This window comes from Caldicoprobacter faecalis (assembly GCF_900115765.1).
Taxonomy (GTDB): domain Bacteria; phylum Bacillota; class Clostridia; order Caldicoprobacterales; family Caldicoprobacteraceae; genus Caldicoprobacter; species Caldicoprobacter oshimai.
This window is the reverse complement of record NZ_FOXR01000016.1, coordinates 1-26764: the sequence shown is the minus strand read 5'-3', so window position 1 is coordinate 26764 and position 26764 is coordinate 1. Positions and strand designations below refer to the sequence as shown.

At 48.7% G+C, this 26764-nt stretch carries 25 protein-coding genes and 1 pseudogene; 23 read left to right on the top strand and 3 right to left on the bottom strand.

The features are described from left to right. The 12 genes from coaBC (at position 1) to BM241_RS12460 (ending at position 12873) form a co-directional block, all read left to right on the top strand. Positions 1–1221 carry a bifunctional phosphopantothenoylcysteine decarboxylase/phosphopantothenate--cysteine ligase CoaBC gene (gene coaBC / locus BM241_RS07330; RefSeq protein WP_092282386.1) on the top strand — a complete coding sequence of 407 codons (1221 nt, stop codon included), beginning with the start codon at positions 1–3 and terminating at the stop codon, positions 1219–1221. Between the two features lie 158 nt (positions 1222–1379). Continuing rightward, complete coding sequence (priA, locus tag BM241_RS07325) at positions 1380–3644, top strand: primosomal protein N' (RefSeq protein ID WP_025747064.1); 2265 nt, start codon at positions 1380–1382, stop codon at positions 3642–3644. A gap of 16 nt (positions 3645–3660) precedes the next feature. Further along, positions 3661–4122: a peptide deformylase gene (gene def, locus BM241_RS07320; RefSeq protein ID WP_025747063.1), complete on the top strand. Its 462-nt coding sequence runs from the start codon at positions 3661–3663 to the stop codon at positions 4120–4122. Positions 4123–4127: 5 nt separating this feature from the next. Next, the gene (gene fmt / locus BM241_RS07315) at positions 4128–5111 is read left to right on the top strand and encodes a methionyl-tRNA formyltransferase (RefSeq protein ID WP_092282391.1); all 984 of its coding nucleotides are present in this window, start codon (positions 4128–4130) and stop codon (positions 5109–5111) included. Between the two features lie 218 nt (positions 5112–5329). Beyond that, a complete protein-coding gene (gene rsmB / locus BM241_RS07310) occupies positions 5330–6688 on the top strand; it encodes a 16S rRNA (cytosine(967)-C(5))-methyltransferase RsmB (protein WP_092282385.1) in 1359 nt (452 codons plus the stop codon). A gap of 2 nt (positions 6689–6690) precedes the next feature. Continuing rightward, positions 6691–7761 (top strand): dual-specificity RNA methyltransferase RlmN, encoded by a 1071-nt coding sequence (gene rlmN / locus BM241_RS07305; protein WP_092282384.1) that lies wholly within the window; start codon positions 6691–6693, stop codon positions 7759–7761. After that, positions 7727–8530, top strand: coding sequence for a Stp1/IreP family PP2C-type Ser/Thr phosphatase (locus BM241_RS07300; RefSeq protein WP_177206120.1), 804 nt, complete (start codon positions 7727–7729; stop codon positions 8528–8530). The genes rlmN and BM241_RS07300 overlap by 35 nt, the downstream gene beginning before the upstream one ends. A gap of 5 nt (positions 8531–8535) precedes the next feature. Beyond that, complete coding sequence (pknB, locus tag BM241_RS07295; RefSeq protein WP_025747059.1) at positions 8536–10449, top strand: Stk1 family PASTA domain-containing Ser/Thr kinase; 1914 nt, start codon at positions 8536–8538, stop codon at positions 10447–10449. After that, complete coding sequence (gene rsgA / locus BM241_RS07290; RefSeq protein WP_025747058.1) at positions 10449–11321, top strand: ribosome small subunit-dependent GTPase A; 873 nt, start codon at positions 10449–10451, stop codon at positions 11319–11321. Before pknB ends, rsgA begins: the two co-directional genes overlap by 1 nt. Further along, a complete protein-coding gene (gene rpe, locus BM241_RS07285; protein WP_025747057.1) occupies positions 11318–11974 on the top strand; it encodes a ribulose-phosphate 3-epimerase in 657 nt (218 codons plus the stop codon). The genes rsgA and rpe overlap by 4 nt, the downstream gene beginning before the upstream one ends. Next, complete coding sequence (locus BM241_RS07280) at positions 11971–12606, top strand: thiamine diphosphokinase (protein ID WP_025747056.1); 636 nt, start codon at positions 11971–11973, stop codon at positions 12604–12606. The genes rpe and BM241_RS07280 overlap by 4 nt, the downstream gene beginning before the upstream one ends. Before the next feature lie 93 nt (positions 12607–12699). Continuing rightward, positions 12700–12873 carry a hypothetical protein gene (locus BM241_RS12460; RefSeq protein ID WP_169729713.1) on the top strand — a complete coding sequence of 58 codons (174 nt, stop codon included), beginning with the start codon at positions 12700–12702 and terminating at the stop codon, positions 12871–12873. A gap of 225 nt (positions 12874–13098) precedes the next feature. Here BM241_RS12460 and rpmB read toward each other — a convergent pair whose 3' ends face one another. After that, the gene (rpmB, locus tag BM241_RS07275) at positions 13099–13290 is read right to left on the bottom strand and encodes a 50S ribosomal protein L28 (RefSeq protein WP_025747055.1); all 192 of its coding nucleotides are present in this window, start codon (positions 13288–13290) and stop codon (positions 13099–13101) included. A 189-nt stretch (positions 13291–13479) separates the two neighbouring features. Between rpmB and BM241_RS07270 the strand changes: the two genes are divergently transcribed. The 7 genes from BM241_RS07270 to BM241_RS07240 all read left to right on the top strand — a co-directional run bounded on the left by BM241_RS07270 (position 13480) and on the right by BM241_RS07240 (position 20118). Further along, positions 13480–13830 carry an Asp23/Gls24 family envelope stress response protein gene (locus BM241_RS07270; protein ID WP_025747054.1) on the top strand — a complete coding sequence of 117 codons (351 nt, stop codon included), beginning with the start codon at positions 13480–13482 and terminating at the stop codon, positions 13828–13830. Positions 13831–13859: 29 nt separating this feature from the next. Continuing rightward, positions 13860–15509, top strand: a complete 1650-nt coding sequence (locus tag BM241_RS07265; RefSeq protein ID WP_025747053.1) for a DAK2 domain-containing protein — start codon at positions 13860–13862, stop codon at positions 15507–15509. A gap of 234 nt (positions 15510–15743) precedes the next feature. After that, on the top strand, positions 15744–17822 hold the full coding sequence (gene recG / locus BM241_RS07260; RefSeq protein ID WP_242948310.1) for an ATP-dependent DNA helicase RecG: 2079 nt from the start codon (positions 15744–15746) through the stop codon (positions 17820–17822). A gap of 192 nt (positions 17823–18014) precedes the next feature. After that, positions 18015–18215: an alpha/beta-type small acid-soluble spore protein gene (locus tag BM241_RS07255; protein WP_025747051.1), complete on the top strand. Its 201-nt coding sequence runs from the start codon at positions 18015–18017 to the stop codon at positions 18213–18215. A gap of 398 nt (positions 18216–18613) precedes the next feature. Further along, a complete protein-coding gene (gene rsmD / locus BM241_RS07250; RefSeq protein ID WP_177206119.1) occupies positions 18614–19162 on the top strand; it encodes a 16S rRNA (guanine(966)-N(2))-methyltransferase RsmD in 549 nt (182 codons plus the stop codon). Positions 19163–19170: 8 nt separating this feature from the next. After that, a complete protein-coding gene (coaD, locus tag BM241_RS07245; protein WP_025747049.1) occupies positions 19171–19653 on the top strand; it encodes a pantetheine-phosphate adenylyltransferase in 483 nt (160 codons plus the stop codon). A gap of 15 nt (positions 19654–19668) precedes the next feature. Further along, positions 19669–20118, top strand: a complete 450-nt coding sequence (locus BM241_RS07240) for an ATPase (RefSeq protein ID WP_092282379.1) — start codon at positions 19669–19671, stop codon at positions 20116–20118. 5 nt (positions 20119–20123) lie between these two features. On the opposite strand, the gene ylbJ is transcribed toward BM241_RS07240, so the two are convergent. Then, the gene (ylbJ, locus tag BM241_RS07235) at positions 20124–21350 is read right to left on the bottom strand and encodes a sporulation integral membrane protein YlbJ (protein WP_025747047.1); all 1227 of its coding nucleotides are present in this window, start codon (positions 21348–21350) and stop codon (positions 20124–20126) included. A gap of 70 nt (positions 21351–21420) precedes the next feature. Here ylbJ and BM241_RS07230 point away from each other — a divergent pair, with 70 nt between their 5' ends. Further along, on the top strand, positions 21421–22203 hold the full coding sequence (locus BM241_RS07230) for a patatin-like phospholipase family protein (protein WP_025747046.1): 783 nt from the start codon (positions 21421–21423) through the stop codon (positions 22201–22203). Here BM241_RS07230 and BM241_RS07225 read toward each other — a convergent pair. Then, complete coding sequence (locus BM241_RS07225; RefSeq protein WP_025747045.1) at positions 22200–23459, bottom strand: nucleotidyltransferase; 1260 nt, start codon at positions 23457–23459, stop codon at positions 22200–22202. The two genes, BM241_RS07230 and BM241_RS07225, sit on opposite strands and share 4 nt — an antisense overlap. 254 nt (positions 23460–23713) lie before the next feature. Here BM241_RS07225 and pta point away from each other — a divergent pair, with 254 nt between their 5' ends. The 3 genes and pseudogenes from pta to BM241_RS07210 all read left to right on the top strand — a co-directional run. Then, positions 23714–24706: a phosphate acetyltransferase gene (pta, locus tag BM241_RS07220; protein WP_025747044.1), complete on the top strand. Its 993-nt coding sequence runs from the start codon at positions 23714–23716 to the stop codon at positions 24704–24706. Positions 24707–24722: 16 nt separating this feature from the next. Continuing rightward, positions 24723–25928, top strand: coding sequence for an acetate/propionate family kinase (locus tag BM241_RS07215; protein ID WP_025747043.1), 1206 nt, complete (start codon positions 24723–24725; stop codon positions 25926–25928). 399 nt (positions 25929–26327) lie between these two features. Further along, positions 26328–26599 (top strand): annotated as a pseudogene (locus tag BM241_RS07210) (ATP-binding cassette domain-containing protein); the annotation flags it as partial. Positions 26600–26764 lie beyond the last annotated feature (165 nt).

Here is a 26764-nt window from a genome sequence, read left to right as displayed (position 1 = left end):
ATGGATGGTGTAAAGGGTAAGAAAATCGTCATTGGTATAACGGGCGGGATCGCTGCATACAAGGCAGCCGAGGTTGTAAGTTCCCTTGTCAAAAAGGGAGCGCAGGTAAAGGTCATCATGACGGCACATGCCATGGAGTTTATAAAACCTCTTACGCTGGAAACCCTGTCGGGCAATCCGGTTTACTATGACATGTTTTCCAGGCCTGGGGCCTGGGAGATTGACCATATATCCCTTGCAAAGTGGGCCGACCTGCTGGTGGTGGTGCCTGCCACCGCCAATATTTTGGGTAAAGTGGCCCACGGTATAGCCGATGACCTTTTATCCACCACTATCATGGCCACCAGAGCGCAGGTCATATTTGCCCCTGCCATGAACACCAATATGTACACCAATCCCATCGTTCAGGAGAATATAAGCTTTTTAAAGAGGAAGGGGTATATGTTCATCCCGCCGGCTGCCGGACGATTGGCTTGTGGCGACTATGGCGAGGGAAAGCTGGCCGACATCCAGGATATACTTGAAACAATAGAGAATTATTTCTCGAGAAAGAGCGATTTAAAAGGTGTAAAGATACTGGTGACCGCCGGGCCTACAAGAGAATATCTGGATCCTGTCAGGTTTATCAGCAATCCTTCATCGGGCAAGATGGGTTATGCCATTGCCGCCGCATGTGCTGAAAGGGGTGCCGAGGTGGAGTTGGTATCGGGGCCTGTATCCATTGCACCACCGCCTGGAGTAAAGCTTTACAGGGTTGAGACGGCACAGGAGATGTTCGAAAAGGTAATGGAAATCTTTCTGTCCTGTCATATGGTTTTTAAGGCTGCGGCGGTAGGTGATTATCGTCCTGAAACGTATTGCCCCACCAAGATAAAAAAGGACAGCGATAAGCTAATCTTGACGCTGGTAAAGAATCCGGATATATTGAAAGAGCTGGGCAAACGCAAAGGAAAATGTATACTTGTTGGGTTTGCAGCCGAAACGGAGAATATCGAGGAATATGCCACCAAGAAGATGCGGGAGAAAAACCTTGACTTCATAGTGGCAAACGACGTGACCCGGCAGGGGGCGGGTTTTGAGAAAAACACAAATGAGGGCTTATTGATTACCCGCGAAGGTGAGGTCATTGCCATACCCCAAATGGACAAAAAGGAGTTTGCCCACAGGATAATTGATGAGATTATAAAGAGATGTCCTGCTTTGTGCCAGGGGGCAAACTGAGCTGAAGGGTACCTTGCTTGTACCCTTTTTGTTTAATTGCTCCAATAGTTACTTGTTGCAATATTGCTCGCTGACTTGTTAAAGATGATTTGAAGGGTTTATAATATCAAGCTGCCTTGTTCGATATGCGGCATACGGTTCAGATGAGGGGGAGTTTGGTGGAAAGCGGCGTCGTCTATGCCGGTGTGATAATTGATCAGGCACATCCCTCGCTTGACAGGGTATTCCATTATATCATACCCACGGAATTAAAAGGAAAAGTTCAAATAGGGATAAGGGTACAGGTGCCGTTTGGCGTGTCAAACAGGATGGTGGAAGGCTACGTAGTCAGGCTGGATACTGCAGCTGATGTGCCAAATGATAAGATCAAGGCGATAGACAGGGTGCTGGATGATTATCCCGTGATCCCTCAGTCAATGATCCCGCTTATAAGCTGGATGAAGGAAGAGTACCACTGCCTTTCGATAGAAGCCATCAGGTGCATGACTCCTCCGGGGCTCAGGGCTAATATCAAAAAGAAGACACAGAGGCTGGTCTATTTGAACGATCAGGGGGATGTGGTGGAGGAGCGCATCAATTATATAGCCAGGAAGTCCTCATATATGGCCGATGTACTGAGGCTGTTGGTCCAACAAGATGGCATACCGCTTGAAGAGGTAAGGGCAGTTACTGGAGCGCCGTTATCCAGCATAAAAAACCTGGAAAAGCGTGGTTGGATTCGTATCGAACAACAGGAGGTGTACCGCAACCCCTGGAATTATGAGCCGGATATAGGGGTACAGCCCAAGGTGTTAACTGCCGAACAGAGATTGGCTATTGAAACGCTGGAAGCGGCGCTTACCCGAGGCTACGGCAAGTTCATGCTTCAAGGCGTGACAGGTAGCGGCAAGACTGAGGTGTATATACAGGCTGCGCAAAAGGCCGTATCGTTGAACAAGCAAGTAATCGTGCTGGTGCCCGAGATATCCTTGACCCCTCAGACGGTGGAGCGATTCAAAAGCCATTTTGGCGAGCGGGTGGCCATATTGCACAGCGGCTTATCCCTGGGCGAGCGATACGACGAATGGCGCAGAATTAGAAGCCAGAAGGTTGATGTTGTGGTTGGAGCTCGTTCAGCTGTTTTTGCCCCCCTTGAGCGGTTGGGCCTTATCATCGTGGATGAAGCCCATGAGGACAGCTATAAGTCGGATATGCAGCCCAGGTACCATGCGGTGGGGGTTGCCCACAAGAGATGCGAGCTGGAAGGAGCGGTGCTTCTGCTGGGCAGTGCTACGCCCTCCCTTACTGATTATTACCTGGCAGAGAAGGGGACTTATAAAATGATAAAGATGAAGTACAGGGTAGATCATCGGCCTCTGCCGCCGGTGGAGATTGTGGACATGCGCAAGGAGATAGAGCTGGGCAACCGCAGCATACTGAGCGGTTCGCTTTACCGTGCCTTGGCCGATGTGTTGCAAAAGGGCGAACAGGCCATACTGCTGCTCAACCGCAGGGGCTATGCACAGTTCGTCTCGTGTCGCTCGTGCGGATTTGTGGTAAAGTGCCACAACTGCGATATATCGCTGACCTACCATGCTTATGATAAAACGCTCAAGTGTCACTACTGTGGGGCGAACTATCCATATCCCCGCGTATGCCCAGCCTGCGGTAGCAAATACATCAAGCATTTCGGGATTGGAACCCAGCGGGCCGAGGAGGAGATTAAGAAGCTGTTTCCTCAAGCTCGCGTGATAAGGATGGATATGGATACCACATCAACCAAGGGGGCACACCAGCGAATTTTGAGAGCCTTTGGAGAGGGAAGGTATGACATCTTGCTGGGTACGCAGATGATCGCCAAGGGGCTGGATTTCCCAAGGGTGACGCTTGTGGGGGTAATCGCGGCCGATACTTCACTGCACCTGCCCGATTACCGAAGCAGTGAAAAGACTTTTCAGCTGATAACGCAGGTGGCCGGGCGTGCCGGCCGGGGGCCACGAGGCGGAAGGGTCATCATCCAGACATATCAGCCGCAGCATTATGCTATACAGTTTGCAGCAAGGCACGATTACGTCGGATTTTACAGCAGGGAAATAGAGATACGCAGGCAGTTTTTGTATCCCCCATTTTCACACATCATTAGGATATTGATGATGGGTGAGAAAGAAGATGACCTCATAAGGCTGGCTGTTGACACTAGGGATTGGTTGAAACAAAAGGTTGAGGGCAGCCCTGTGTTAAAACAAGGGCTGATTGATATAGGAGCGTATTCAGCGCCTCTGGAGAGGATCAACAACAGGTACCGCTGGCAGGTGCTTGTGCGCATTAGGCCTGACGACATATACAAGCAGGCATATCATCGGCTCATGGATGAGTGTCTGGAAAGGCTGATGGGCGTTAAGGAAACCACGATTGTAGATTTTTATCCTGTGAGTCTGCTATAGAAAGGGATGATCAGCGTTGGCGATAAGAAGGATTATGATATACGGTAAGGATGATGTATTGCGCAAGAAAGCCAAGCCCGTAGCAAAGATTGATGAGAGAATTCTGGAGCTGCTGGATGATATGGCTGAGACCATGAGGCACGCTGATGGGGTGGGCCTGGCAGCGCCACAGGTGGGGATACTGCGAAGAGTGGTGGTAATCGATGTGGGCGAGGGATTGATAGAGCTCATCAATCCTGAGATTGTTGAGGCTTCCGGACAGCAAAGGGGTGCAGAAGGGTGCCTGAGCATCCCGGGGGTGAGAGGTGAGGTAATACGTCCTGAAAGGGTTAAAGTAAAGGCGCTAAACAGAAAAGGGGAATCCATTGAAATTACAGGGACTGGATTGCTTGCCCGGGCGTTGTGCCATGAGATAGACCATCTGGACGGTATACTGTTTATCGATAAAGTGGTTCCGGGCACGCTGGTGGAGGGATAACGGTGCTGAAGATAGTGTTCATGGGCACTCCAGAGTTTGCCATACCATCGCTGGAAGCTATTGTCAGCAGCGGCCATCAGATAATAGGAGTGGTTACCCAACCAGATAAGCCCAAGGGCCGGGGGAAGAAGTTGGCCCCTCCGCCCGTCAAGGAATGGGCGGTTGCTAGGAATATACCGGTCTATCAGCCCGAAAAGGTAAAGGATCCGGAGTTTATTGAGGTGTTAAAGGGGCTGGCGCCCGACCTTATTGTGACCGCTGCCTACGGACAGATACTGCCCAAAGAGATACTCGATATCCCGCCTTTGGGATGCATAAATGTCCATGCGTCTTTGCTGCCCAAGTACCGCGGTGCTTCGCCCATTCAACAGGCATTGATAGACGGTGAGACCGAGACGGGCATAACCATAATGTATATGGATGTGGGCATGGATACCGGCGATATAATATTTCAGAAGAGCACCCCAATATATCCCGATGAGCAGGCCGATGAATTGCATGACCGGTTGGCCGTGCTGGGCGGAGAGGCGCTGGCAGAGGTGCTAAAGTTGTTTGAAAAGGGGCGACCCGCTGGACGTCCACAGGAGCAAGAGAAGGCCACCTACTGTAAAAAGATAGATAAATCCATGGGTAATATCGATTGGACACAGAGCGCTGTCCGCATCAAAAACCTGGTGAGGGGGTTGACGCCCTGGCCTGGAACCTTTACTTTTCTTGGGGACCAGCGCATAAAAGTATGGAAGGTACAGGAATGGGAATACTCTAATCTGGGAACCCATACCCCGGGGCAGGTGGTGGCGGCCGACCAGCGGCATGGATTGGTGGTGGCCTGTGGTGAGGGCTTTTTGCGGCTTGTCAGGATACAGGGTGAAGGCAAAAAGGTCATGGAGGATGTCGAGTTCTTGAGGGGTAACCCCATACCGGTGGGTGCTATCTTTCGAAGTGAGCCATCTTCCGAAGTGCCCCCATCGTGTGAAGGGAAAAAGTAATAAAAACGACAAACAAATTTGCAGTTTAAATTGAGTAGCTTTATTAGTACGCTGAACACGTGTTACTCTATTTTAAAATTGGTTAGATGAGCAAATAAGGGTTAACAGTATTGTAAGATTTTGCTGTGTAAATCCTTGTTTAAAAATCTGTAAGTTTAAACGAGGTAGTATAAAGTAGTATAAATATTGCTTAAGGAGAAAATTGTGGAGCGAATATTATGAAAACAAAAATCGATGCTGCAAGGGATACTGCTTTGCGAATATTGAAAGAGGTAAACCATAATGGGAAATACGCCAATATAAGTTTGAAGCACCATTTGAGGAGAGCCAGGTTGTCGGACAGGGATGCCGCCTTTGTGACCCAGCTGGTTTATGGCACTCTGGAGCGGCAGATCACCATTGACTGGATCTTGAACAAGTTCTGCAGTTTGAAGCGGGCCAATCCCTGGGCAATAAACATATTGAGGATGGGCTGCTACCAGATCATGTATATGGATCGGGTGCCCGACTTTGCGGTTTGCGATGAATCGGTCAAGCTGTGCAGGAAGTACTGCAATAAGGCTCTGGCGGGTTTTGTAAACGGCGTGCTCAGGAACATCGTAAGGCACAAGCAGGACATTTCGTTCCCATCAAAGGAAGAAGATCCGGTGTTCAACCTATCGCTTACTTACAGTTATCCCGTGTGGCTGGTAAAAAAGTGGGTTGACGATTATGGCATAGCGGTGGCAGAGACCATGGTAATGCCTGCCGGAAGTCACGGAGATTACGTCACAATAAGGGTCAACAGAAACAGAATAACAAAGGACGAGCTTAAGGAGCGGTTTATCCGGCAGGGCATACAGTGTGAAGATGGCCTGTATATAAAGGATGAGGCTTTAAGGCTCTGTTCTGCTGGCGATATTGAGAACAACCGCCTCTATGCGGAAGGCTTTTTTACGGTACAGGGCGAGAGCTCCATGCTGGTTGTTCGCGTTCTTGATCCCCAAAAGGGCGAGCTTATTATAGATGCGTGCAGCGCCCCAGGCGGTAAGGCCACCCATATGGCCGAGCTGATGGGGAATGAGGGGCGTATACTGGCATGGGATGTCCACCCTCAAAGGGTCGAATTGATAAGGCTCAATGCCAAGAGGCTGGGGGCTACCATTGTCGAGCCGCAGCAGCAGGATGCCCGGGAGTTTCAGGCATGTCTTGAGGGGCAGGCTGATCGAGTGCTCATTGATGCCCCGTGCAGCGGATGGGGGGTCATATACAAGAAGCCCGATATAAAGAACAGCATAAAGCGGGAAGACCTTGATGAGCTTTATGAGCTTCAAAGCCAGATCATTTCTACCTGTTCACGTTATGTAAAGCCGGGAGGCATACTTGTTTACAGCACGTGTACCATGAATGTGGATGAAAACCAGAGGGTTATTGAGAAATTTTTGGAGCGCAATCCCCACTTTGTATTGGATGATTTTACGTATTTATTACCGGAGGGCTTAAAAGATTCGGTTGTTCAGCCGGGAATGATTCAGCTCATCCCTTCCAGGGATGGAATAGACGGCTTTTTCATTACTAGGCTAAAAAGGATGAGGTGACCATGAGAGAAAAGCAGGATATTTTGAGCTTATCGCTGGAGGAAATACAACAGGCGGTACAGGAATTGGGACAACCCCATTATCGTGCTCAGCAGATACTTCAGTGGCTTCACAGGGGCATAAAGAGCTTCGACGATATGACCGATTTGCCGAAGGCTTTTCGCGAGCTCCTGGCAGAACGGTTTTACATAGTAAAGTTGCAGATGCTGGACAAGCGCACATCAAGTGCTGGAGATGCTACAAAATATTTGTTTTTACTGCAGGACCGTAATATAATTGAAAGTGTTGTAATGCGCTATAAGTACGGCAACTCCCTGTGTTTGTCCACGCAGGTGGGGTGCAGGATGGGATGTAAGTTCTGCGCTTCCACCATTGGTGGGTTGGTTCGCAACCTCTCTGCCGGGGAGATGCTGGCGCAGGTCATAGAGGTGAACAAGGACCTCGAAAAAGGTGGAGAACGTAAAGTGGGCAATATAGTGCTCATGGGTATTGGGGAGCCTCTTGACAATTATGATAACACCGTTAAATTTATTAAAATGATGCATTACCCAATGGGGCTCAACATGAGCTATCGCAGGATTACGCTGTCCACCTGCGGGCTTGTGCCCAAGATGATGGATTTGGCCGAAGAAGGGCTTCCAATTACCCTTTCGATTTCCCTTCATGCACCAAACGATGAGCTTAGAAAGTTGATCATGCCGGTTGCGTCGGCCTATTCGATTGACGAGATACTCAAAGCCAGCAGATATTACTTTAAAAAGACCGGCAGGAGGGTAACGTTTGAGTATGCCTTGATCAGCGATTTGAATGATCGTGAGAGGGATGCCATTGAATTGGCCCGAAGGCTCAAAGGTTTTCCGTGCCATGTCAATATCATCCCCTTGAACAACGTCAGGGGGCTGGGGTACAAGAGGAGTTCACAGGCTACTGTAGAAAGATTTGTTTCACTGCTGAAATCGCAAGGGATTGCCGTTACCAAGCGCAGGGAGCTGGGGCTGGATATTGAAGGTGCCTGCGGTCAGCTCAGAAGGAGCTATCTTGAGCGGGTTGAAACCCGTCAGGACGAGAGGTGAGGGGGACGTGAGGTTGGTATTTAGCGCTTATAGCCATCCGGGCAAGGTGAGAAAGAACAACGAAGACTATTTTTTCATCCCCACGGGTGGAACTCAAGCGAAGAATTTGATGATGGTGGCCGATGGGATGGGTGGCCACAATGCAGGGGATGTGGCCAGCCGCATGGTGGTCGAGGCTATAGTGGAGTACTATGTTGAAAATTCGCACAGGGTTACGTCGCTGGAGCGAGCCAAGGACTTCATATTGAACTCCATCCAGCAGGCCAATACAAAGGTGTATAATCAGTCCCAAACCCACCCTATGTATAAGGGTATGGGGACGACCCTTACCCTTGCCTATTTTTTTAACCATAGAGTATGTATAGGGCATGTCGGGGACAGCCGGGCCTATTTGATACGGGATAGGGCGATAACCAAAATTACGCGCGACCATTCGCTGGTTCAGGAGTTGCTGGAGGAAGGTAAGATAACCCAAGAAGAGATGAACAATCACCCTCAAAAGAACATCATCACCCGTGCGCTTGGTACAGCAAGCCAGGTTAACGCCGATTATTACGAAATAGAGCTTAAAGACAATGATATAATACTTCTGTGCACTGATGGTTTGAGCAACCATGTGGACTTGAACCAAAATGTTGAGCTGTTTTACTCTATCGAATCGCTGGACGAGATCGCTTCGATTTTGGGCAAAAAGGCGCTGGATGATGGAGGCGTTGACAACGTCACTATAGTCATGGCCAAATACTCCTGTGCGACGGAAAAGAGGTGAAGCCTTTGCTGGGACGGATTTTGGGTGGAAGGTATGAGCTGGAAGAGAAGATCGGCAGCGGGGGTATGGCCATCGTCTACAAAGCTAAATGCCATCTGCTGAAAAGGCACGTAGCCGTAAAGGTGCTAAGGCCTGAGCTGGTAGAAGACGAGGAATTTGTGGCACGTTTTAAAAGGGAGTCTCAGGCAGCGGCCAGCCTTTCCCATCCCAATATAGTTAATATCTATGATGTTGGAGAGGAGAACGGGATATATTATATAGTCATGGAATATATCAAAGGGAAAACGCTGAAGGAATACATCCGTGAGAAAGGAAAGCTGGATTGGGAGGAGGCTGTGCGTATTGCCATCCAAATATGCTCTGCACTCAAACACGCCCACAAAAACGGCATTATACATCGCGATATAAAGCCTCAAAACATACTCGTTAGCGAGGACGGCACTATAAAAGTTACGGATTTTGGCATAGCACGAGCTGCTACTTCTGCTACCGTCACCATGGCAGGGGCCAATGTCATGGGGTCGGTACACTATTTTTCGCCCGAACAGGCCCGCGGAGGGCATGTGGACGCCAAATCTGACCTTTATTCTCTGGGCATAGTGCTGTATGAGATGGTGACAGGTACGGTGCCGTTTGAAGGAGATACCGCCGTTTCGGTGGCGCTCAAGCATATTCAGGAAAAGGTAAAGCCCCCTGGAGAGCTCAACCCTGATATCCCCAAAAGCCTTCAGGATGTCATAGAGAAGGCGATAGAAAAAGACCAGAGTAAACGCTACCAAACCGCCGGTGAAATGATAAAAGACCTGCAGAGAGTGCTAAAAGAGCCCAACGGCAGTTTCGTCGTTCGCGGTAGCGACAACAGCGATATGCCCACGCAGGTCTTCAGGCCGATTAACGTTGATAGGGAACAACTTGAAGGTTCGGCTGAGAAAAAGAAGCGACCCATATGGTTGAAGCTGCTATTTATCACTCTTCCTTTGCTTGTTATACTGGCACTGTTCTTCTATATAGGCAGCCAGATATACAAGAATCATTTTGTGGTAGAAGAGGTTGAGGTACCCAGGGTGGTAGGGCTGAATGAGCAGGATGCTAAAAGGATATTACAGGAGCACAATCTGACCATGAAAGTCGTCGAGAGGAGAAACAGCAGCCAGGAAGAGGGAATCATACTGTATCAAGAGCCGGCCGAGGGCATAAAGGTGAAACCTCACTCTACGGTAAATGTGGTGGTCAGCCTGGGACCCAGGACCATCAAAGTGCCGAATGTAATCGGTTTTTCACAGCGTGATGCCGAAATAGCTCTGGAGAATGCCGGGCTCAAGGTAGGGCCTCCGGAGTACGTTGAAAGCGATATGCCAGCTGATACGGTGGTCAGGCAGAGCATAGAGCCCAATACCGAGGTGGTGGAAAACACCGAGATTGTGCTGGTTATAAGCAAGAAGCCGGAGAAGGAGCTGGTTGAGGTACAGGAATATGTTGGGCTAAAAGAGGAAATTGCCAGGGAACTCATAGAGGGTATTGGGCTTAAGGTAGGCAAGGTTACCAAGGATTATAACCAGGAATATCCCGAGGGGGTTGTATACAGGCAGAATCCACAGGCAGGTGATGTGGTAGAGCCTGGCCGAGAAGTCGATCTGTGGGTAAGTTTAGGGCCGGTGCCCTCTTATCCCAAGGTGCTGGAAATTGACCTCAGCCAGTATGGCGAAAATCAAGAGAATGACGGCGATAGGCGCATAAAGGTTACGATAAAACGGGCCGATGATGGCCAGGTTGTATACGATGCCGAGCATGTGCTATCTGAAGGTACTATATCCATAAATCTTGAAGGTTCGGGCGTTGTACGCTACATTATATATATAGATGATCAGCCAGTGAAGGAGATTACAGTCGATTTTACAAAAAAGGAAGATGCTGATTGATGGAGAGAGGGATTATAGTCAGGGGAGTAGGTGGATTCTATGATGTCTATTTGAATGGGAATGTCCTGCGGTGTATCCCCAGGGGCAAGTTCCGTAAAGAGGGGATTACCCCTGTGGTTGGGGATGTGGTGGAGGTCAACACAAGGGATGCTGTGATAGAATCCGTACTGCCACGAAAAAATCAGTTCAAGCGCCCATGTGTGGCCAATATTGACAATCTTGGGATTGTTATGTCGGTTAAGCATCCGGATCCGGATTTGCTGTTGGTGGATAAGCTCATATTGGCGGCCCGGGTCAACTCCGTAAAGCCTTTTGTAGTGATAAACAAGATAGACCTGGCGGAGTGCGAATCTGAGGTGAAGGCCATTGAAGAGGAGTACCGCCTTTCGGGCTGTCCTATTTTTTGCATATCGTGCAAGGATGGTACCGGGATTGAGGAACTCAAACAGGGGCTGTACAGCGGTATCACCACCTTTGCCGGGCAGTCGGGAGTGGGCAAGTCATCGTTAATTAATCAGCTTTATCCGCATGTATCGCGTGAGGTAGGAGATATAAGCAACAAGACCAAGAGGGGCAAGCATACCACTCGCAGCGTAGAGCTCCTCATACTGCCTGATGGCAAGATGCTGGTTGACACCCCTGGTTTCAGCGCGCTGGATGTGGATCTCATGCAGCCCGAGGAGGTTCAGCTTTACTACGACGAGTTTATTCCATATGCTGAAAGGTGCAGGTTCCCCAAGTGCATACACTACAGGGAGCCCCATTGTGGAGTGAAGGAGGCCGTACAGCGGGGAGAGATTCCTGGGCAGCGTTATGAACGCTACATCCGGATCATAGAGGACATAAATGAAAAGAGGAGGGAGCGGTGGTGATAAAGATTGCCCCCTCAATCCTTTCAGCTGATTTTTCCAAGTTGGGTGAGGAGGTCAAAAGGCTGGACAAGGGGGGTGCTGACATCGTACACATCGACGTTATGGACGGCCATTTTGTGCCCAACATCACCATAGGTCCTCTGGTGGTCAAGGCCATACGCCCTTACACCAGGCTGCCTTTTGATGTCCATCTCATGATGGACAATCCCATGGAGTTTGTGGATGCTTATGTGGAGGCCGGCGCGGATAGCATCACCGTACATGCCGAGGTGCTACCCCATCTGCACAGGGCAATACACTACATAAAAGGCCTAGGCGTAAAGGCCGCTGTGGCGTTAAATCCGTCTACGCCGCTCAATGTCCTGGAATACGTTTTGGGGGATGTAGATATGGTGCTCTTGATGACGGTGAATCCAGGCTTTGGCGGTCAAAAGTTTATCACAGCCATGATGGACAAGATCAGGAAACTGGCGGATATGCGGAGCACATATGGCGCTGATTTTTGCATACAGGTGGATGGTGGCATTGGACTGCACAATATAAGGGATGTGGTAAAGGCGGGAGCAGAGGTTATAGTAGCCGGCTCTGCGGTTTTTGGCGCCCAGGACATAAAGGGCATTATAGAGGCTATGAGGCAAGAGGCGAAACTATGAAGGTGCTAATAATTGCCAACGGAGAGATAAAGGATATACAAAAGGTAAAGGCCATGCTGCCGCAAGTGGATTACGTTATATGTGCCGATGGAGGGGTAAGGCACGCGCGGGAGCTGGGAGTCGTCCCTGATCTGATGGTGGGGGATTTCGACTCGCTGCCTGATGAGGTGTTGCAGGAGTATAGCATGGCCGGGATCCCGATTAAACGGTATCCTATGGACAAGGATAAGACTGATATGCAGATAGCGGTTGATACGGCCATAGAGATGGGAGCCAGCCAGGTGTTTTTAGTGGGCACATTTGGGAGCCGATGGGACCATTCCTATGCCAACATGCTTATGCTGTACAGGCTTGCCAGACGGGGTATAAAAGCTCAGATTTTGGACTCACATAACGTTGTGATGGTTTCTAGTGGGAAAGTAGAGATAGAGGGGGAAATAGGGCAGACGCTGTCGTTGCTACCCCTGGGCGGCGATGTCCGGATTTTGCGCACTGACGGGCTGAAATATCCCATAGTGGACGGCATTTTGCCCCTGGATTTCCCCTACGGGGTAAGCAATGTATTGGTAAAACCCAGGGCAGAGGTACACGTCGGCTCGGGATGGGTAATGGTGGTCATAGCAAGGGATTGAGTTTATAAGTCACCTGCCTGCTGTATCCAGCATATAATGTTTATCGAGGGAAAGAAGCGTTAAATTCTCATGCAGGCGGGGAAGTGACCAGGATTGATGGTGAGATTTTCTCCTAAAAAGAGGGGCAATACAGCCAGGATTGTTTTAGGCGTGCTCTTAATCGTCGCAGGTATACTTCTGATAATAATATGGGTACCGCTGTGGATGTGGGTGTTTTTGTTAGGGTTCGTGATGATAGCCATAGGCGTCATCCTCTTGAGGAAGTGAGGTGATGGGCATGACCAGGATATACGTTATAAAACTACCCAAGTTGCTGGGGAAATTCATAAGAAGGCTGAGGAAAATGAGGGCCGGTTGAAAAGCTGCTGTTGATTACTTACGATTGCTCAAGGTCATAAAAGAGAATATTCTCGCAAAAAATTAAAAAAACGTGCTTAATCGCACGTTTTTTTAGTGTGAACGTTTATGCGCTCTGAAACGCAATAAACCTGATTAAAGCGCCCTTTGTACTTTTCCCGACTTAAGGCACTTGGTGCAAACCCTGATGGTCTTGGGAGTCCCATTGACGAGGGCTTTCACTTTTTGAAGGTTTGGAACCCATACGCGGTTGGTCTTGCGGTTGGAATGGCTGACTGCTTTTCCGTACAATAACCCCTTCTTGCATATGTCACAGCTTCTTGACATGGACTGAACACCTCCTCCTTTATATCCACTGCCGTTGCTTAAAAACAATAATATTGTATCATTAAGCTGGTGGTTTTGCAAGAAAATAAACCGCCGAAAATTTAAATGTTATTGCATGATTTGCCGTCATATTATAGAATGGTAGTAGAATTTTCGTTGGTGAAGGTGTTTAAGAAGGGAGGCACAACAATGGCTGCTAGAAAAAGAAATTCGTTGGGGGAGATCATCATTTCGGACGAAGTGCTGGCAACACTGGCGGGAATATCGGCTATGGAGTGCTATGGAATTGTGGGAATGGCTGCCAAGCGTCCAACTGACGGCCTGGTGGAACTGCTGGGGTTGGAAAATCTGTCCAGAGGTGTGAAGGTTTACACACAGGACAATGAGGTTTACATAAATTTATATATCATTGTCGAATACGGGATTTCCATAGCTACTGTGGCTAAAAATGTTATGGAAACAGTGAAGTATAACATAGAAAACTTTACCGGTATGAGCGTAAAACGGGTGGATATCAACGTAGAAGGCGTTAGAGTGTGATTTACCCTGACTGAAGGAGGTACAAGGAGTTGAAGTGCGAATTCATTGATGCAGCGAAACTGAAAGAGATGATACTGTCTGCCACTCAGTTTCTGGATAAGCACAAGCAGGCTGTAAACGCTCTGAACGTGTTTCCGGTTCCCGACGGCGATACGGGCACAAATATGTCGCTTACCATGCTGGCGGCGGCAAAGGAGGTACAGGGCGCCCGCTCCGATAGCATGGCCGAAGTGGTAAACGCTCTGGCCAGCGGTGCGCTGAAGGGGGCAAGAGGGAATTCAGGGGTCATATTGTCTCAGCTGTTCAGAGGATTTGCCAGGGCATTGCAGGGCCGCAAAGAAATTACCACCAGCGACTATGCCGAGGCCATGCAAGCGGGAGTGGATACCGCATACAAAGCTGTCATGAAGCCGGTTGAGGGTACCATGCTTACGGTTGCCCGGGTTACGGCGGAGGAAGCGAGGAAGATTGCCAGAAACCAAAAGGATTTCAATGAGTTTTATAAAGAGATCATAAAGGTGGCCAAGAAGGTCCTTGATAAAACCCCTGAAATGCTTCCGGTACTGAAGCAGGCGGGCGTTGTGGATGCAGGCGGGATGGGGCTTCTGTATATCATGATAGGCGCTAGCCATGCACTTAAAGGGACTTTTGAGCCGGACAGCATAATGATGGCTACTGGGAGCTATTCCGCAGCGCCAAAGCTTGAGGTACAGCCCCAGGAAGATATAGAATATGGATACTGTACTGAATTCCTCATAAAGAATCTGTATCCTTATGTGGAAGAAGGGGACGAGGAGAATTTAAGGGAAAGGTTGACCAAGCTGGGAGATTCTGTGCTGGTCATACGCGATGATGACATAATCAAGGTTCACGTGCACACCAACATGCCCGGCAAGGTGTTGCAGCTGGGATTGAGGTACGGGGAGCTGTCCAGCATAAAAATAGACAATATGAGAGAGCAGCACAGGCACATGAATGAAATTGGCAGTGAGGAGCCTGCACCGCGGGATGATGCCCTGGAAAAGCAGTTTGGGGTAATTGCGGTGGCCATGGGCGAGGGGATTTCTTCCATATTCAAGGATTTGGCAGTCGATTTCGTGGTTGAAGGTGGACAAACCATGAATCCCAGCATAGACGATTTGCTGAAGGCTATCGAGAAGGTTAAGGCAAAGGAGATATTCATTCTCCCTAACAACGGCAATATAATCTTGTCGGCCTCCCAGGCACAGCAAATAAGCGATAAAAAGATCTATGTTATACCCAGCAAGTCCATTCCCCAGGGCATAGCGGCCGTGCTGGCGTTCAATCCCGATGTGGATGCCGAGACCAATGTACAGCGCATGACGGCGGCATTAAGCTCGGTGAAGACCGGACAGGTGACATATGCCGTACGCGATTCGAATTTCGATGGTATGAGCATACAAAAAGGTGATATTTTGGGCCTGATTGATGGGAAGATAAGCGTTGTGGGTAAGGATATAAACGAAGTTGCCAGAGGTCTTATAGATAATATGATGGATGACGATAGCGAGATAATCACCCTGTATTACGGGGAGCAGGTGAGCGCACAGGATGCTGAAGCGATAGCGGATTTTGTGTCGAGCCGCTATCCGGACGTCGAGGTGGAAGTCCATTTTGGCGGCCAACCATTGTATTATTACATCATATCGGTAGAGTGAGCGGATTGAGGCCGATTCAAACGATGAGCCGGAGGAGCACCTTCCGGCTTTTCGTTTTATTCTTCGATTTATAACACAACAGTAATTGCAAAGCCGACGTTTTGTGAGGAGCAGGATACAGGTTGTAGCCAGACGGTTTTAATAAAAGCTAGATCGTTTAAAAATGCTCAAAATATTGTGGTATAATTTTTCTATGCATGTTTTAATCTTCAATTGCTGAGCGATGTTTTTACCATGATGAGGTGCAAACGGTTTATGAGCATATTGAAGCAGGATGTACAGTTTATAAAAGGCGTGGGCCCCAAAAAGGCCGCCCGTTTAAACAAGCTGGGCATAAAGACTGTGGAAGATGCGCTGCAGCATTTTCCCAGGGATTACGAAATATGGCGCGGTATAAAGAAAGTGGCCAACGCTGTGGATGGGGAAGATGCGTCCTTTGTGGTGACCTTTGTCGGGAATGCAAACACTCAAAAGCCCAGGAAGGGCTTGACCATAACCACATGGCGTGCAAAAGACGATACCGGCTATCTGTGGTGCGTATGGTTTAATCAGCCTTACCGCAGCAATATGTACAGCACTGATAAGCTGTATTTTGTTCGTGGAAGGGTAGAATACAGGTATGGGATGGTGCAGCTTCAGAACCCCATTGTTGAGGAGTATGTCCCTGAAAAACATGATGGCAGCAAAATACTGCCCATTTATCCGCTCACCGAGGGGATTACGCAGAAAGACATGCGCAATTTGATGGCAGAGGCTTTGAAGAGAGTAGAAGGAAGCTTGAATGACGAGTTTCCGGCAGATTTGCGAAAGAGGTTTAAGCTGGCCGAAAAGAATTTTGCTATGCGCCATATACACTTTCCTCAATCCCTTCAGGCGCTGGAAGAGGCCAGGCGCAGACTGGTGTTCGAAGAGCTGTTCTTTATGAAGATGGCGCTACACCTGATTCGCGAGAAGAATCATAGCAACAACCGTGGGTTGAGCTTTGAGTGGGATCACAAGGCTTTTGAAGAGTTTGTACAGAGGCTGCCCTTTCCCCTGACCAACGCGCAGAAGAGGGTGGTGGACGAAATACTGCGGGATTTGAAGAGCGGAAGAGTGATGAATCGGCTGGTACAGGGGGATGTGGGTTCCGGCAAGACGGTGGTGGCGGCCCTGGCTTTGTACTGTGCCGTGCTCAGCGGATATCAGGGAGCCATGATGGTCCCAACAGAAATACTGGCCAGGCAGCACTATGCAACCCTCAAAGAGCTGTTTGATGGTACCGGTGTAAAGGTGGAGTGCCTTGTGGGTGGGATGAAGAATGTCGAGAAGGAGAGCATAAGATTCAGGCTGGCCACAGGGGACATAGATATCCTTGTTGGAACCCATGCGGTGATTGAGGATGGGGTCAATTTCAAAAATCTGGGCCTGGTTATAACCGACGAACAGCACCGGTTTGGGGTGCGGCAAAGAGCTGCACTGCAGCAGAAAGGCCAATCGCCCCATATGCTTGTGATGTCCGCCACTCCTATACCCAGGACCCTTGCACTGATGTTTTATGGCGATTTGGACGTCTCGGTAATCGATGAGCTGCCACCTGGCAGAAAGCCTGTTAAGACCTATCATGTACCTCCATCCATGAAAGACAGGGTTTTGGAATTCATCAAGCGTCAGGTGGCAGAAGGACGCCAAGCATACATGGTGTGCCCTCTGGTGGAGGAGTCGGATGCTATAGATTCGCAGTCAGCGATTGAACTGTTTGAAACATTAAGGCGAGGGGAGCTGGCCGATTTGAGGCTGGGGCTTTTGCACGGACGTATGAAACCTGCTGAAAAGGAGAGCGTAATGGAGGCCTTTGCAGCCGGTCAGATCGACGTGTTGATTTCGACGACGGTGATAGAGGTAGGAGTAAACGTGCCCAATGCAACCGTCATGGTAATTGAGAACGCCGAGAGGTTTGGCCTGGCTCAGCTGCATCAGCTGAGGGGACGGGTTGGCCGCGGTGAGCACCAGTCTTACTGCATCCTGATTGCCGATGCCAAGACCAAGGAGATTTATGAGCGAATGAAGGTCATGACTAAATCCAACGATGGGTTTGAAATAGCGGAGAAGGACCTACAGCTCAGGGGGCCGGGCGATTTCCTCGGGGTTAAGCAGCATGGCCTGCCCGAATTTAAAATTGCCAACCTCGTGAGGGATATAGGTATATTAAAGCAGGTTGACCTGGCTGTAAGGCAGGTTTTGCAGCAAAGAGATAATCCAGCCTATAAAGCCCTGATTGAATATACGATGGATAAGTTTAATGAACAGCTGAATGAGATAACATTCAATTAAAAAATCGTAAATACTATAAAGATAGCCTTGTTACCCCTGAGTGGACGTTTACAAGGGGTCAGCTTTACCGCTTTAAAGAATGAAAAAATATAAATGGAAACGCTAATATACAGTTGCTATATATTACTAGAGTAAAAATCGTTGTATTGGTTAAATTAATAATACCACTATAAATCAGGAGGTGAAATAGACGTGGCCAGGAATAATAAGAAGTTGGTTCCCGAGGCTAGGCAGGCTCTTGACAACATGAAGTTTGAGATAGCCAGCCAGCTGGGAGTTAATCTAAAGCAGGGGTACAATGGGGACTTGACTGCTAAAGAGGCTGGTTATATCGGTGGGTATATGGTGAAGAGGATGATCGAGCAGGCCGAGAGGCAGCTCAGCGGTAGATAACATGAATGATAAAAGGGAACGGCTCAAAGCCGTTCCCTTTTATCATTTTTGGTAGCTGCTAAAACCTGCATCTGCGAGCACCAGTTAAAGTGGTCAGCATGGGGAAAAGCATTTTAAATGTGCTGTTTTCCTTTTTCAGTTGTGCTGTGATCGCAGGCCAAAGTTGCTGCATAAAACAAAAAAGCTGGTGACCTTTAAGCCACCAGCGCTGGGAGAGGAGAAATTGAAGGAAGAGCTCTATGGGGGATGTTACACTTCTATTATTGCACGCTGTGGCTAAAAATATACATCCGTTTGCATAGGAAAATTAGACTGTTTTTTAAAGATTGCTTGTCCGGTATAGTAAATTATGCTAGAATGAATAATAAAAAAAATTAGGTACCATGGAGGAAATTGGCTTGAGGATCATAGCGGGGTGCTGGAAGGGGAGAAGGCTGCTGGCGGTAAAGGGCATGCATACCCGGCCCACATCTGACAGGGTAAAGGAGGCCATATTCAACATACTGCAGCAGTACATTGCCGACAGCAACGTGCTAGACCTGTTTGCCGGGACGGGCAATCTGGGCCTAGAGGCTTTAAGCAGGGGCTGTTCAAGAGTGGTATTTGTGGAGAAGGACCCGCGCGTCATCGACGTGCTCAATAAAAACCGTGCCAATCTCGGATGCCTTGAACAATCGATGGTCATACGGGACGATGTGTTTCACGCAATCAAGCGCCTTTCCGGTCGGGAAAGGTTTGACATAATATTTGCTGATCCCCCTTATAGTAGAGGGTTGGAAGCCCCGCTTCTGGATGCCATTGCCGACAGCGATATACTGTGTCAGGATGGCATAGTTGTACTTGAGCATTCCAGCGGGGACCATCAACCTGATAGAGTTGGGAGTTTGATTAAACTGCAGGACAGGCGTTACGGTGATACAGAGATAAGCCTTTATAAAAAGGAGTGAATGGCGTCATGAAGGTGGCTGTTTATCCAGGCAGCTTCGATCCTATAACCAACGGACATATGGATATCATAAAAAGGGCTAGTAAGATATTTGATAAGCTGATTGTGGCTGTTGCGCGCAACCCCAACAAGGTGGCGACATTTACAGTGGCCGAGAGGATGGAGCTAATAAAAAAAGCGGTGAGCGACTTGCCCAACGTGGAAGTTGACCATTTCGAAGGATTGCTGGTTGATTTCATGAGGAAGAAAAACGCCCGCGTCATCATAAAGGGATTGAGGGCAGTATCCGATTTTGAATACGAGTTTCAGATGGCCCTCATGAACAGAAAGCTGGACCCCAACATAGAAACCTTGTTCATGATGACCAGCTATAAATACTCCTATTTGAGCTCCAGCGTCGTCAAGGAGATCGGCAGGCTGGGGGGCTGTATAGGCGAACTGGTGCCGGAAGTTATTCTGCCTGATATACAAAAGAAATTGATTAACTCATGAGGGGGAGTAGGAGAGATGAATATCTTCAACCTTCTGGATATTTTGGAGGATGAGCTGGAGAATGGCAAGCCTGTGCCCCTCCTGGGCAAAGTAATGGTGGACCGCGATAAATGCCTGGATATCATCAGGGATATTCGCCTTAGCTTGCCGGAAGCACTGGAACAGGCAGAGATGATAACCAAGGAACGCCAGAGAATACTGGCCGAAGCGCAGAAGGAAGCCGAAACCCTTCTCAAAGAAACCGAACAGCACATCAAAGCCCTTGTGGACGAGCACGAGATTACGCAGGTGGCCTATCAGCAGTCAAGGGAGATCATCGAAAATGCACAGGATAGCGCCAAGAAGATACGGCTGGGCGCAAGGGAATATGCCGATGAGATACTGCAGGAGGTGGAACGCTACCTTGCACAGCAGCTGGAAGTCATAAGGCAGAACCGCGAGGAGCTAAAGGGGAGCAAGAAGTGAGGGCGCTATGGGCGTTTTGAGTGTCTGGATGGATTGAGGCGTACCATGATAAGGGAAATTAAGGCGGTCAGAGACAGAATCAAGATGCAATACACAACCAGCTGCCATGCGCTTTGTAGCTGAGCAGAGAATGATGTATTCGGTTGTGGCGAAAATTGGTGGAATACGCCCAGTTCGGGTTGCGGCCATATTTTCATAATCGTCCAGGCCAGGATGGAAGCCAGGATTCCATGGAGAAATTTGGCCATGATGTACAGGCCAATGGAGGTGCCGCTTTTGCTTAAAAAGCCCATTACCTGGAAGTGAATGGAAAATCCGCTCCAGCTGATTACAAATGCGCTCAGAATTATTTTTTGGGATAGTGGAGCAGCGGCCTGGGATATCAGCTTGCACCCGGTGGTCATCTCGAATATTCCGCCCATCAGGCCGGGGAGCAGTTGGGGCTTTATTCCCAAAGGCAGGAGGAGAGGTGCCAGCATTCGGGACACATTGCTTATGAAGCCCGTTTTTAACAAAATATTGATGACTACCGAAAATAGGACGATAAATCCCCCTATATACAAAAGCGCATTCATGGAATTGCGGACGGCATCGCCCAGCATTTCTCCAAAGGTTCTGCTGTCCTTTTTTCTTGCGGCCAGCAGGGCCGCAAAAGCCGCCTTAATACCAGGGGGGTTATCTATTTTTTTGGCTTTTTTATGGCCGGATGGCATGTAAAAGCGAAATATGAGGCCTACTATAATGGAAGCGATATAGTGGCTTGCTGCGATGACCTTGCCGGCTGCAGAACTGTTGAGCATTCCTATGCCCACCGCGCCCAGCATGAAGAGCGGGCCGGAGGTGCTGCAAAAGGCCATTATCCTTTGGGCTTCGTGGACGGTTATGCTGCCTCTCTCGAGGAAAGAGGAGGTCAGCTTTGCTCCTACGGGATAGCCCGAGGTGATGCTCATAGCCCATATAAACGAGCTTTCACCCGGGCAGCGAAACAAGGGTCTCATGACAGGCCTGAGTAGGATGGCAAAAAAGTCCACCAGCCCGATACCCATCATTATTTCGGAGGTGATGAAGAAAGGAAGCAGTGCCGGGAAGACGTTTCTCAGCCAGGTGTCCAGGCCAGTCAAGGCCGCCTGGAACGATTGGCGCGGAAAGGCGATTATAAAACAGGCGACCAGGAGACATAACATCACCAATGTTATCGATTGTAGCTTTATCAAGGCGTATCTTTTATGCATTTTTCCTCCCATAATAAGGCATATAAAGAGTGCGCTTCAGTATAATTCATATTGTGGAGGTAGTAAGTTTATGAAGAAAAAGGTGAAGATAGGGTTGGCTTTGGGCTCGGGGGCTGCTAGAGGTTTGGCTCACATTGGTGTATTGCAGGTGCTTGAGGAAAACGGGATCGTCCCTGACTACATAGCCGGAACCAGCATTGGGGCCATTGTGGGAGCTTTGTATGCCGCCGGTGTTTCTCCAAAGATGATGGAGGGCCTGGCACAAAACCTGGACATAAAGAAGTATTATGATGTCACTGTTCCGCGTTACGGCTTTGTAAAGGGACAGAGGATTGAAGAGCTCATCAAGCTGCTTACCCGCGATAAGGAGTTTAGCGAACTTAACATTCCTCTTACCGTCACGGCCGTCGACCTTAAGACCTGCAGGTTGATAGAGCTTAATGAGGGCAAGGTATACAGGGCTGTGCGGGCCAGTATATCCATACCTGGAATATTTACCCCGGTAGAGCAGGGAGATTATATCTTGGTGGATGGGGGGCTGTTGGCACGGGTGCCGGTGGATACCGTAAAGCGTATGGGAGCCGATGTGGTCATAGGGGTGGACGTAGGATTTCAAGGGCAGCATCGCCCGCCTGTAAACATCCTGGAAGTGATTCTGCAGTCGCTGGAGGTAATGGAGCTGGAGATTTTGAAGAACAATGTCGAAAAAGGGGATGTGATAATCTATCCTGATGTCTCGGATATACATCCCTTTTATTTCGACAAGGTGGAGGAATGCGTACAGGAGGGCAGAAAAGCGACCCTGGAAGCTATGGACCGCATAAAAAATCTCATAGAAACCTACCAGCATTAGACGATCCTGATCTTCTCGGTAAAGTCCCTGTTTCCCCTTCTGTAGCGTGGGTCGGGTATGCCAAGGCTGTATAAATTGGTAGCCAAAACGTCTATATCGAACATTTCACGGGCTACGGGGCTCTCGAGTATCCGATGATAATGGGCTGCCTTGGTTATTATGGGCACCCTGGCGTTTTGTTTTAATTGCTTTAGAAGCGGTATGGCTCTTTTTGAGAAACCCAGAATTCGCAAGTATTGGGGCCCACCGGCGCGCCGAAATCTTTCCACTCTTTCTCTTGTTATACCCAGCAATGCATGAATGAGTATGCGCTGCAGGCGCGTGTATACGTATCTCCTGGTCTTGGCAAGGGCCATGAATTCATCCAGGGTGGCGGCTTTAAGGGCGCATTCCTTTATGCGGTTTTCAAGGCCTTCATCTACATCCATCAGGTGTTTGATCTCTTCCAGGGGCATTGAGCGGATTTTTCCCAGCAAGAGCTGTTCAAGGGAACTGTTGGTGACCGGCCCTTTCCCTGATTCCACAGCGCACTTTAATATTTTAAAGGATGCCTGAGGCATTGCACGGGAAATGCTATCCCAGCATTTTTGCCTCAGGAGCTCATTCCTTATGGCCGTTGCGCTGGATACCTCACCGCTCATCTCTTGAGCGTTGTACGGTGCGCCTATCCGCTGGATGGTAACCGGAATTATGCTGCTGTTGGTTCTGTAGAGCGCCTTCAGGTATTCTATTGCCAGTATGGAGTTTGAACTGTTAATTATTTTTTCCCACTGGCTTTCTGAAAAGCCGAGCCCGCTTCTTTTTGCATGCTCTTTGATTGCCCTGTGCCTGGCCTGAGGGAAGGACAGCCCTTGATCCAGGTATTGTTTTAACAGAGCTTTAAAGGGTGGTGGTTCATCGGCCAGTATCCTGGCTATTTCTGCAAGGGGTTGTATCTGCCCTATTTCGCTGCCAAAGCTGATGTGGGTTACCACCCCTGTATGGTTGAGAAGCTGGACGCCGCCATAGGCAAACAGTTCTGCCGTTTGAGATGAATATGCGGCCGGCAGCTCCACTACTATATCGACGCCGTTTTTGAGCGCCATCTCAGCCCTTTCCCACTTATCGATTATGGCCGCTTCGCCCCTTTGTGTGAAGTGGCCCGACATGGCCACTATGGTGTAATCGGGATCAATGAGCTCTAAAGAGCTTTTAAGGTGATACATATGCCCATTGTGGAACGGATTGTATTCGGCGATAATCCCTAATACTTTCACAATAACCCCTCGCTTTGGAGATGATATATTATTATATCTTGGAGTCGGCACAATGTAAAATTTAAAAAACTATTGATTTGCCGGTCATTTGAGTTAGAATAGATAATGGTTGTTTTAAGCTGAAAAAATATATACAGAAAATTCTGAAATTATATTTTATGAAGGATTTTAATGTTTTATGTAGAATATAGAATGGGTTGGCTTTTTGTGTGTGATTAGCAAAAAATAAATCTTTTGCTGAAAGGGGAATATCTATGGGTGTAATGGAATCTATTATTAGCAAGGCCAAGTCGTGCAAAAAGCGCATAGTCCTTCCTGAAAGCAATGACGACAGGACGCTTAAGGCAGCAGAAATAGTGATGAGGGAGGGCATAGCCGATATAATCCTGCTGGGCAAAAAAGAGGAGATTTATAAAAACGCAGCAGGATTGGATATAGCGGCTGCTACAATTATAGAGCCAGAGGGCTCGGATAAATTTGACCTTTACGTCGATCAGCTGGTAGAGCTGCGCAAACACAAAGGGATGACCCCGGATAAAGCCAGGGAGCTTATAAAGAACCCGTTGTACTATGGTTCTATGATGGTCAAGCTGGGCGATGCTGATGGAATGGTGGCGGGTGCGGTGCACAGCACGCCGGATGTATGGAGGCCGGTTTTGCAGATCATAAAGACCATGCCGGGGATATCGGTGGCATCCAGCTGTTTCCTCATTGAGGTACCCGATTGCCCATACGGTGAAAACGGAGTGTTCATCTATGCCGACTGCGGCCTGAATCCTAATCCTACGGCCCAGGAGCTGGCGGCTATTGCTGTATCTGCAGCCAGGACCGCTAAAGTGCTGGTGGGTATGGAACCACGGATAGCCATGCTGTCCTTCTCAACAAAGGGGAGCGCCGAGCATGAATCGGTTGACAAGGTAAGAGAGGCCACGCGGATAGCCAAAGAGATGATGCCTGACCTGCTCATAGACGGCGAGCTGCAGGTTGATGCTGCTCTGGATGTGGAAGTGGCCAAGAAGAAATGTCCTGGCAGTCCGGTAGGGGGCAGGGCAAATGTGTTGATATTCCCTGACCTTAACGCCGGCAATATTGCGTACAAGCTCACCCAGAGGCTGGCCAAGGCCATGGCGCTGGGACCGCTGAGCCAGGGGCTGGCAAAGCCGGTAAACGACCTGTCAAGGGGCTGCAGCGCCGAGGATATCGTCAACGTGGTGGCCATTACGGCTGTTGAGGCCCAACAACAGTGAAGGGGAGGGACGCGGGATGAAGGTGCTGGTCATCAATGCCGGTAGTTCCTCGCTGAAGTATCAGCTTATCGATATGGCCGATGAAACGGTTTTGGCCAAAGGCAATGCCGAGCGAATAGGGATAGACAACTCTGTGTTGTCACATACACCGGCTGGGAAGGAAAAGGTTGAGATAAGGACCGACATCAAGGACCACGTGCAGGCCGTGAGAATGGTCATAGATGCGCTGGTGCACCCCGAATACGGGGTGATCAAGGACATGTCCGAGATTTCGGCGGTAGGGCACAGGGTTGTTCATGGCGGCGAGAAGTTTTCGGGTTCGGTGGTAATAGATGACGACGTAATGGAAGCGATAAGAGCAAACAGCGAACTGGCACCCCTTCACAATCCTGCCAATATAACCGGCATAGAGGCATGCAAAAGCGTTATGCCCAATACGCCCATGGTGGCCGTTTTTGATACGGCATTCCATCAGACCATGCCCAGGGAATCCTACATATATGCCATTCCATACAGCGCTTATGAAAAATACGGCATAAGGCGCTACGGATTCCACGGCACTTCGCACAAGTATGTATCGCTAAAGGCTGCTAAGCTTATGGGTAGACCGATAGAGGAGCTGAAGATAGTTACGTGCCATTTGGGCAACGGGTCCAGCATCACTGCTGTTAAAAACGGCAAGTCGGTGGACACCAGCATGGGATTTACTCCCTTGGAAGGTTTGCCCATGGGTACCCGCTGCGGCACAATTGACCCGGCCATCATCATGTTTTTGATGGAAAAGGAAAATATGACTTACCAGCAGATCAACCATTATTTGAACAAGGAATCGGGGGTACTGGGCATATCGGGCGTGAGCAGCGATTTCAGAGACTTGGAAGCGGCTGCTCGAGAGGGGAATGAGCGGGCAAAGCTGGCCTTGGACATATTCGCCTACTCCATCAAGAAGTACATTGGTGCATACGCCGCGGCTATGGGTGGGTTGGACTGCGTAGTCTTTACGGCAGGCATAGGCGAAAACAATCCTTACATCCGCCAGAAAGCCTGTGAAGGTTTGGAGTTTCTTGGCATAAAGATTGATGAGGAAAAGAATCAACGTATGGTTGGTAGAATGGGGCGAGAAGGCGAAATATCCACTACCGACTCAAAGGTCAAAGTATTGGTGGTCCCAACCAATGAAGAGCTGATGATAGCAAGGGAGACTGTAGAATTGGTTGGTTGATGCGGGATTTCATGGGTGCACAGCAAAGCCAGGAAGGCCATCGTTTATTTTAGAGCAATTGAGTACCGCAATTGGTATTGTAATTAATTGCATAAATGGATATCAAGGGACTATCTTTGATATCCATTTATTTTTGGTTTGATTTGAAAAATATTGGCAAAATAGTTTACTGTGTTATATAATTAACATAAAGATTTTACTGCAAACTTAATTTGCTTAAATGTAGCTTGATAAAGTAACGCTTAATTTTTAATTTTTCGCTTACTGTCGTTTTTGCTTCAAAATTGCGGATTGCGTTTTGAGCAGCCAAATTTAACTTTACACTAAAATCACATATGGGATAAAAGCTGGCTTTACAATCTGACTATGGAGTAGATATGTAAAAAGAGGGTGAATTTTATGGAACATTTGCTATCTGTAAAGGGCCTTAAGAAATATTACGGCAAAGTAAAAGCGGTGGATGGAATCTCATTTGAGCTGTATCCAGGAGAAGTAGTGGGATTGATAGGGCCTAATGGTGCTGGTAAGAGCACTACGCTGAAAACCATAATGGGCCTTTTAAGAAAAACTGAAGGTGAGATAAGGGTATGCGGTTATGACCACAGAGATGTACAGGCTCGAATGCGGGTTCATATATCCCCGAGGCTCCCGATATATATCCCACCCTTACAAGAATTCTGCAGAAAGCCTCGTCCTTGTAGGGCGGGGATGAATGCAAGGGTTGAAACTGAGAACCAAGTGTGATATAATTAAACCAAATCTTGGAATTAAGAAGGTTGGTTTAGAATGAATACCTACAAATCCACACGACATGCTAAATTCCTAATCAACTACCA

Coding starts and splice junctions, on each gene's coding strand:
- coaBC (WP_092282386.1), top strand. CDS start 1: ATGGATGGTGTAAAGGGTAAGAAAATCGTCATTGGTATAACGGGCGGG.
- rsmB (WP_092282385.1), top strand. CDS start 5,330: ATGAAAACAAAAATCGATGCTGCAAGGGATACTGCTTTGCGAATATTG.
- rlmN (WP_092282384.1), top strand. CDS start 6,691: ATGAGAGAAAAGCAGGATATTTTGAGCTTATCGCTGGAGGAAATACAA.
- rsgA (WP_025747058.1), top strand. CDS start 10,449: ATGGAGAGAGGGATTATAGTCAGGGGAGTAGGTGGATTCTATGATGTC.
- BM241_RS07280 (WP_025747056.1), top strand. CDS start 11,971: ATGAAGGTGCTAATAATTGCCAACGGAGAGATAAAGGATATACAAAAG.
- rpmB (WP_025747055.1), bottom strand. CDS start 13,290: ATGTCAAGAAGCTGTGACATATGCAAGAAGGGGTTATTGTACGGAAAA.
- BM241_RS07270 (WP_025747054.1), top strand. CDS start 13,480: ATGGCTGCTAGAAAAAGAAATTCGTTGGGGGAGATCATCATTTCGGAC.
- recG (WP_242948310.1), top strand. CDS start 15,744: ATGATGAGGTGCAAACGGTTTATGAGCATATTGAAGCAGGATGTACAG.
- coaD (WP_025747049.1), top strand. CDS start 19,171: ATGAAGGTGGCTGTTTATCCAGGCAGCTTCGATCCTATAACCAACGGA.
- BM241_RS07240 (WP_092282379.1), top strand. CDS start 19,669: ATGAATATCTTCAACCTTCTGGATATTTTGGAGGATGAGCTGGAGAAT.
- ylbJ (WP_025747047.1), bottom strand. CDS start 21,350: ATGCATAAAAGATACGCCTTGATAAAGCTACAATCGATAACATTGGTG.
- BM241_RS07230 (WP_025747046.1), top strand. CDS start 21,421: ATGAAGAAAAAGGTGAAGATAGGGTTGGCTTTGGGCTCGGGGGCTGCT.
- pta (WP_025747044.1), top strand. CDS start 23,714: ATGGGTGTAATGGAATCTATTATTAGCAAGGCCAAGTCGTGCAAAAAG.
- BM241_RS07215 (WP_025747043.1), top strand. CDS start 24,723: ATGAAGGTGCTGGTCATCAATGCCGGTAGTTCCTCGCTGAAGTATCAG.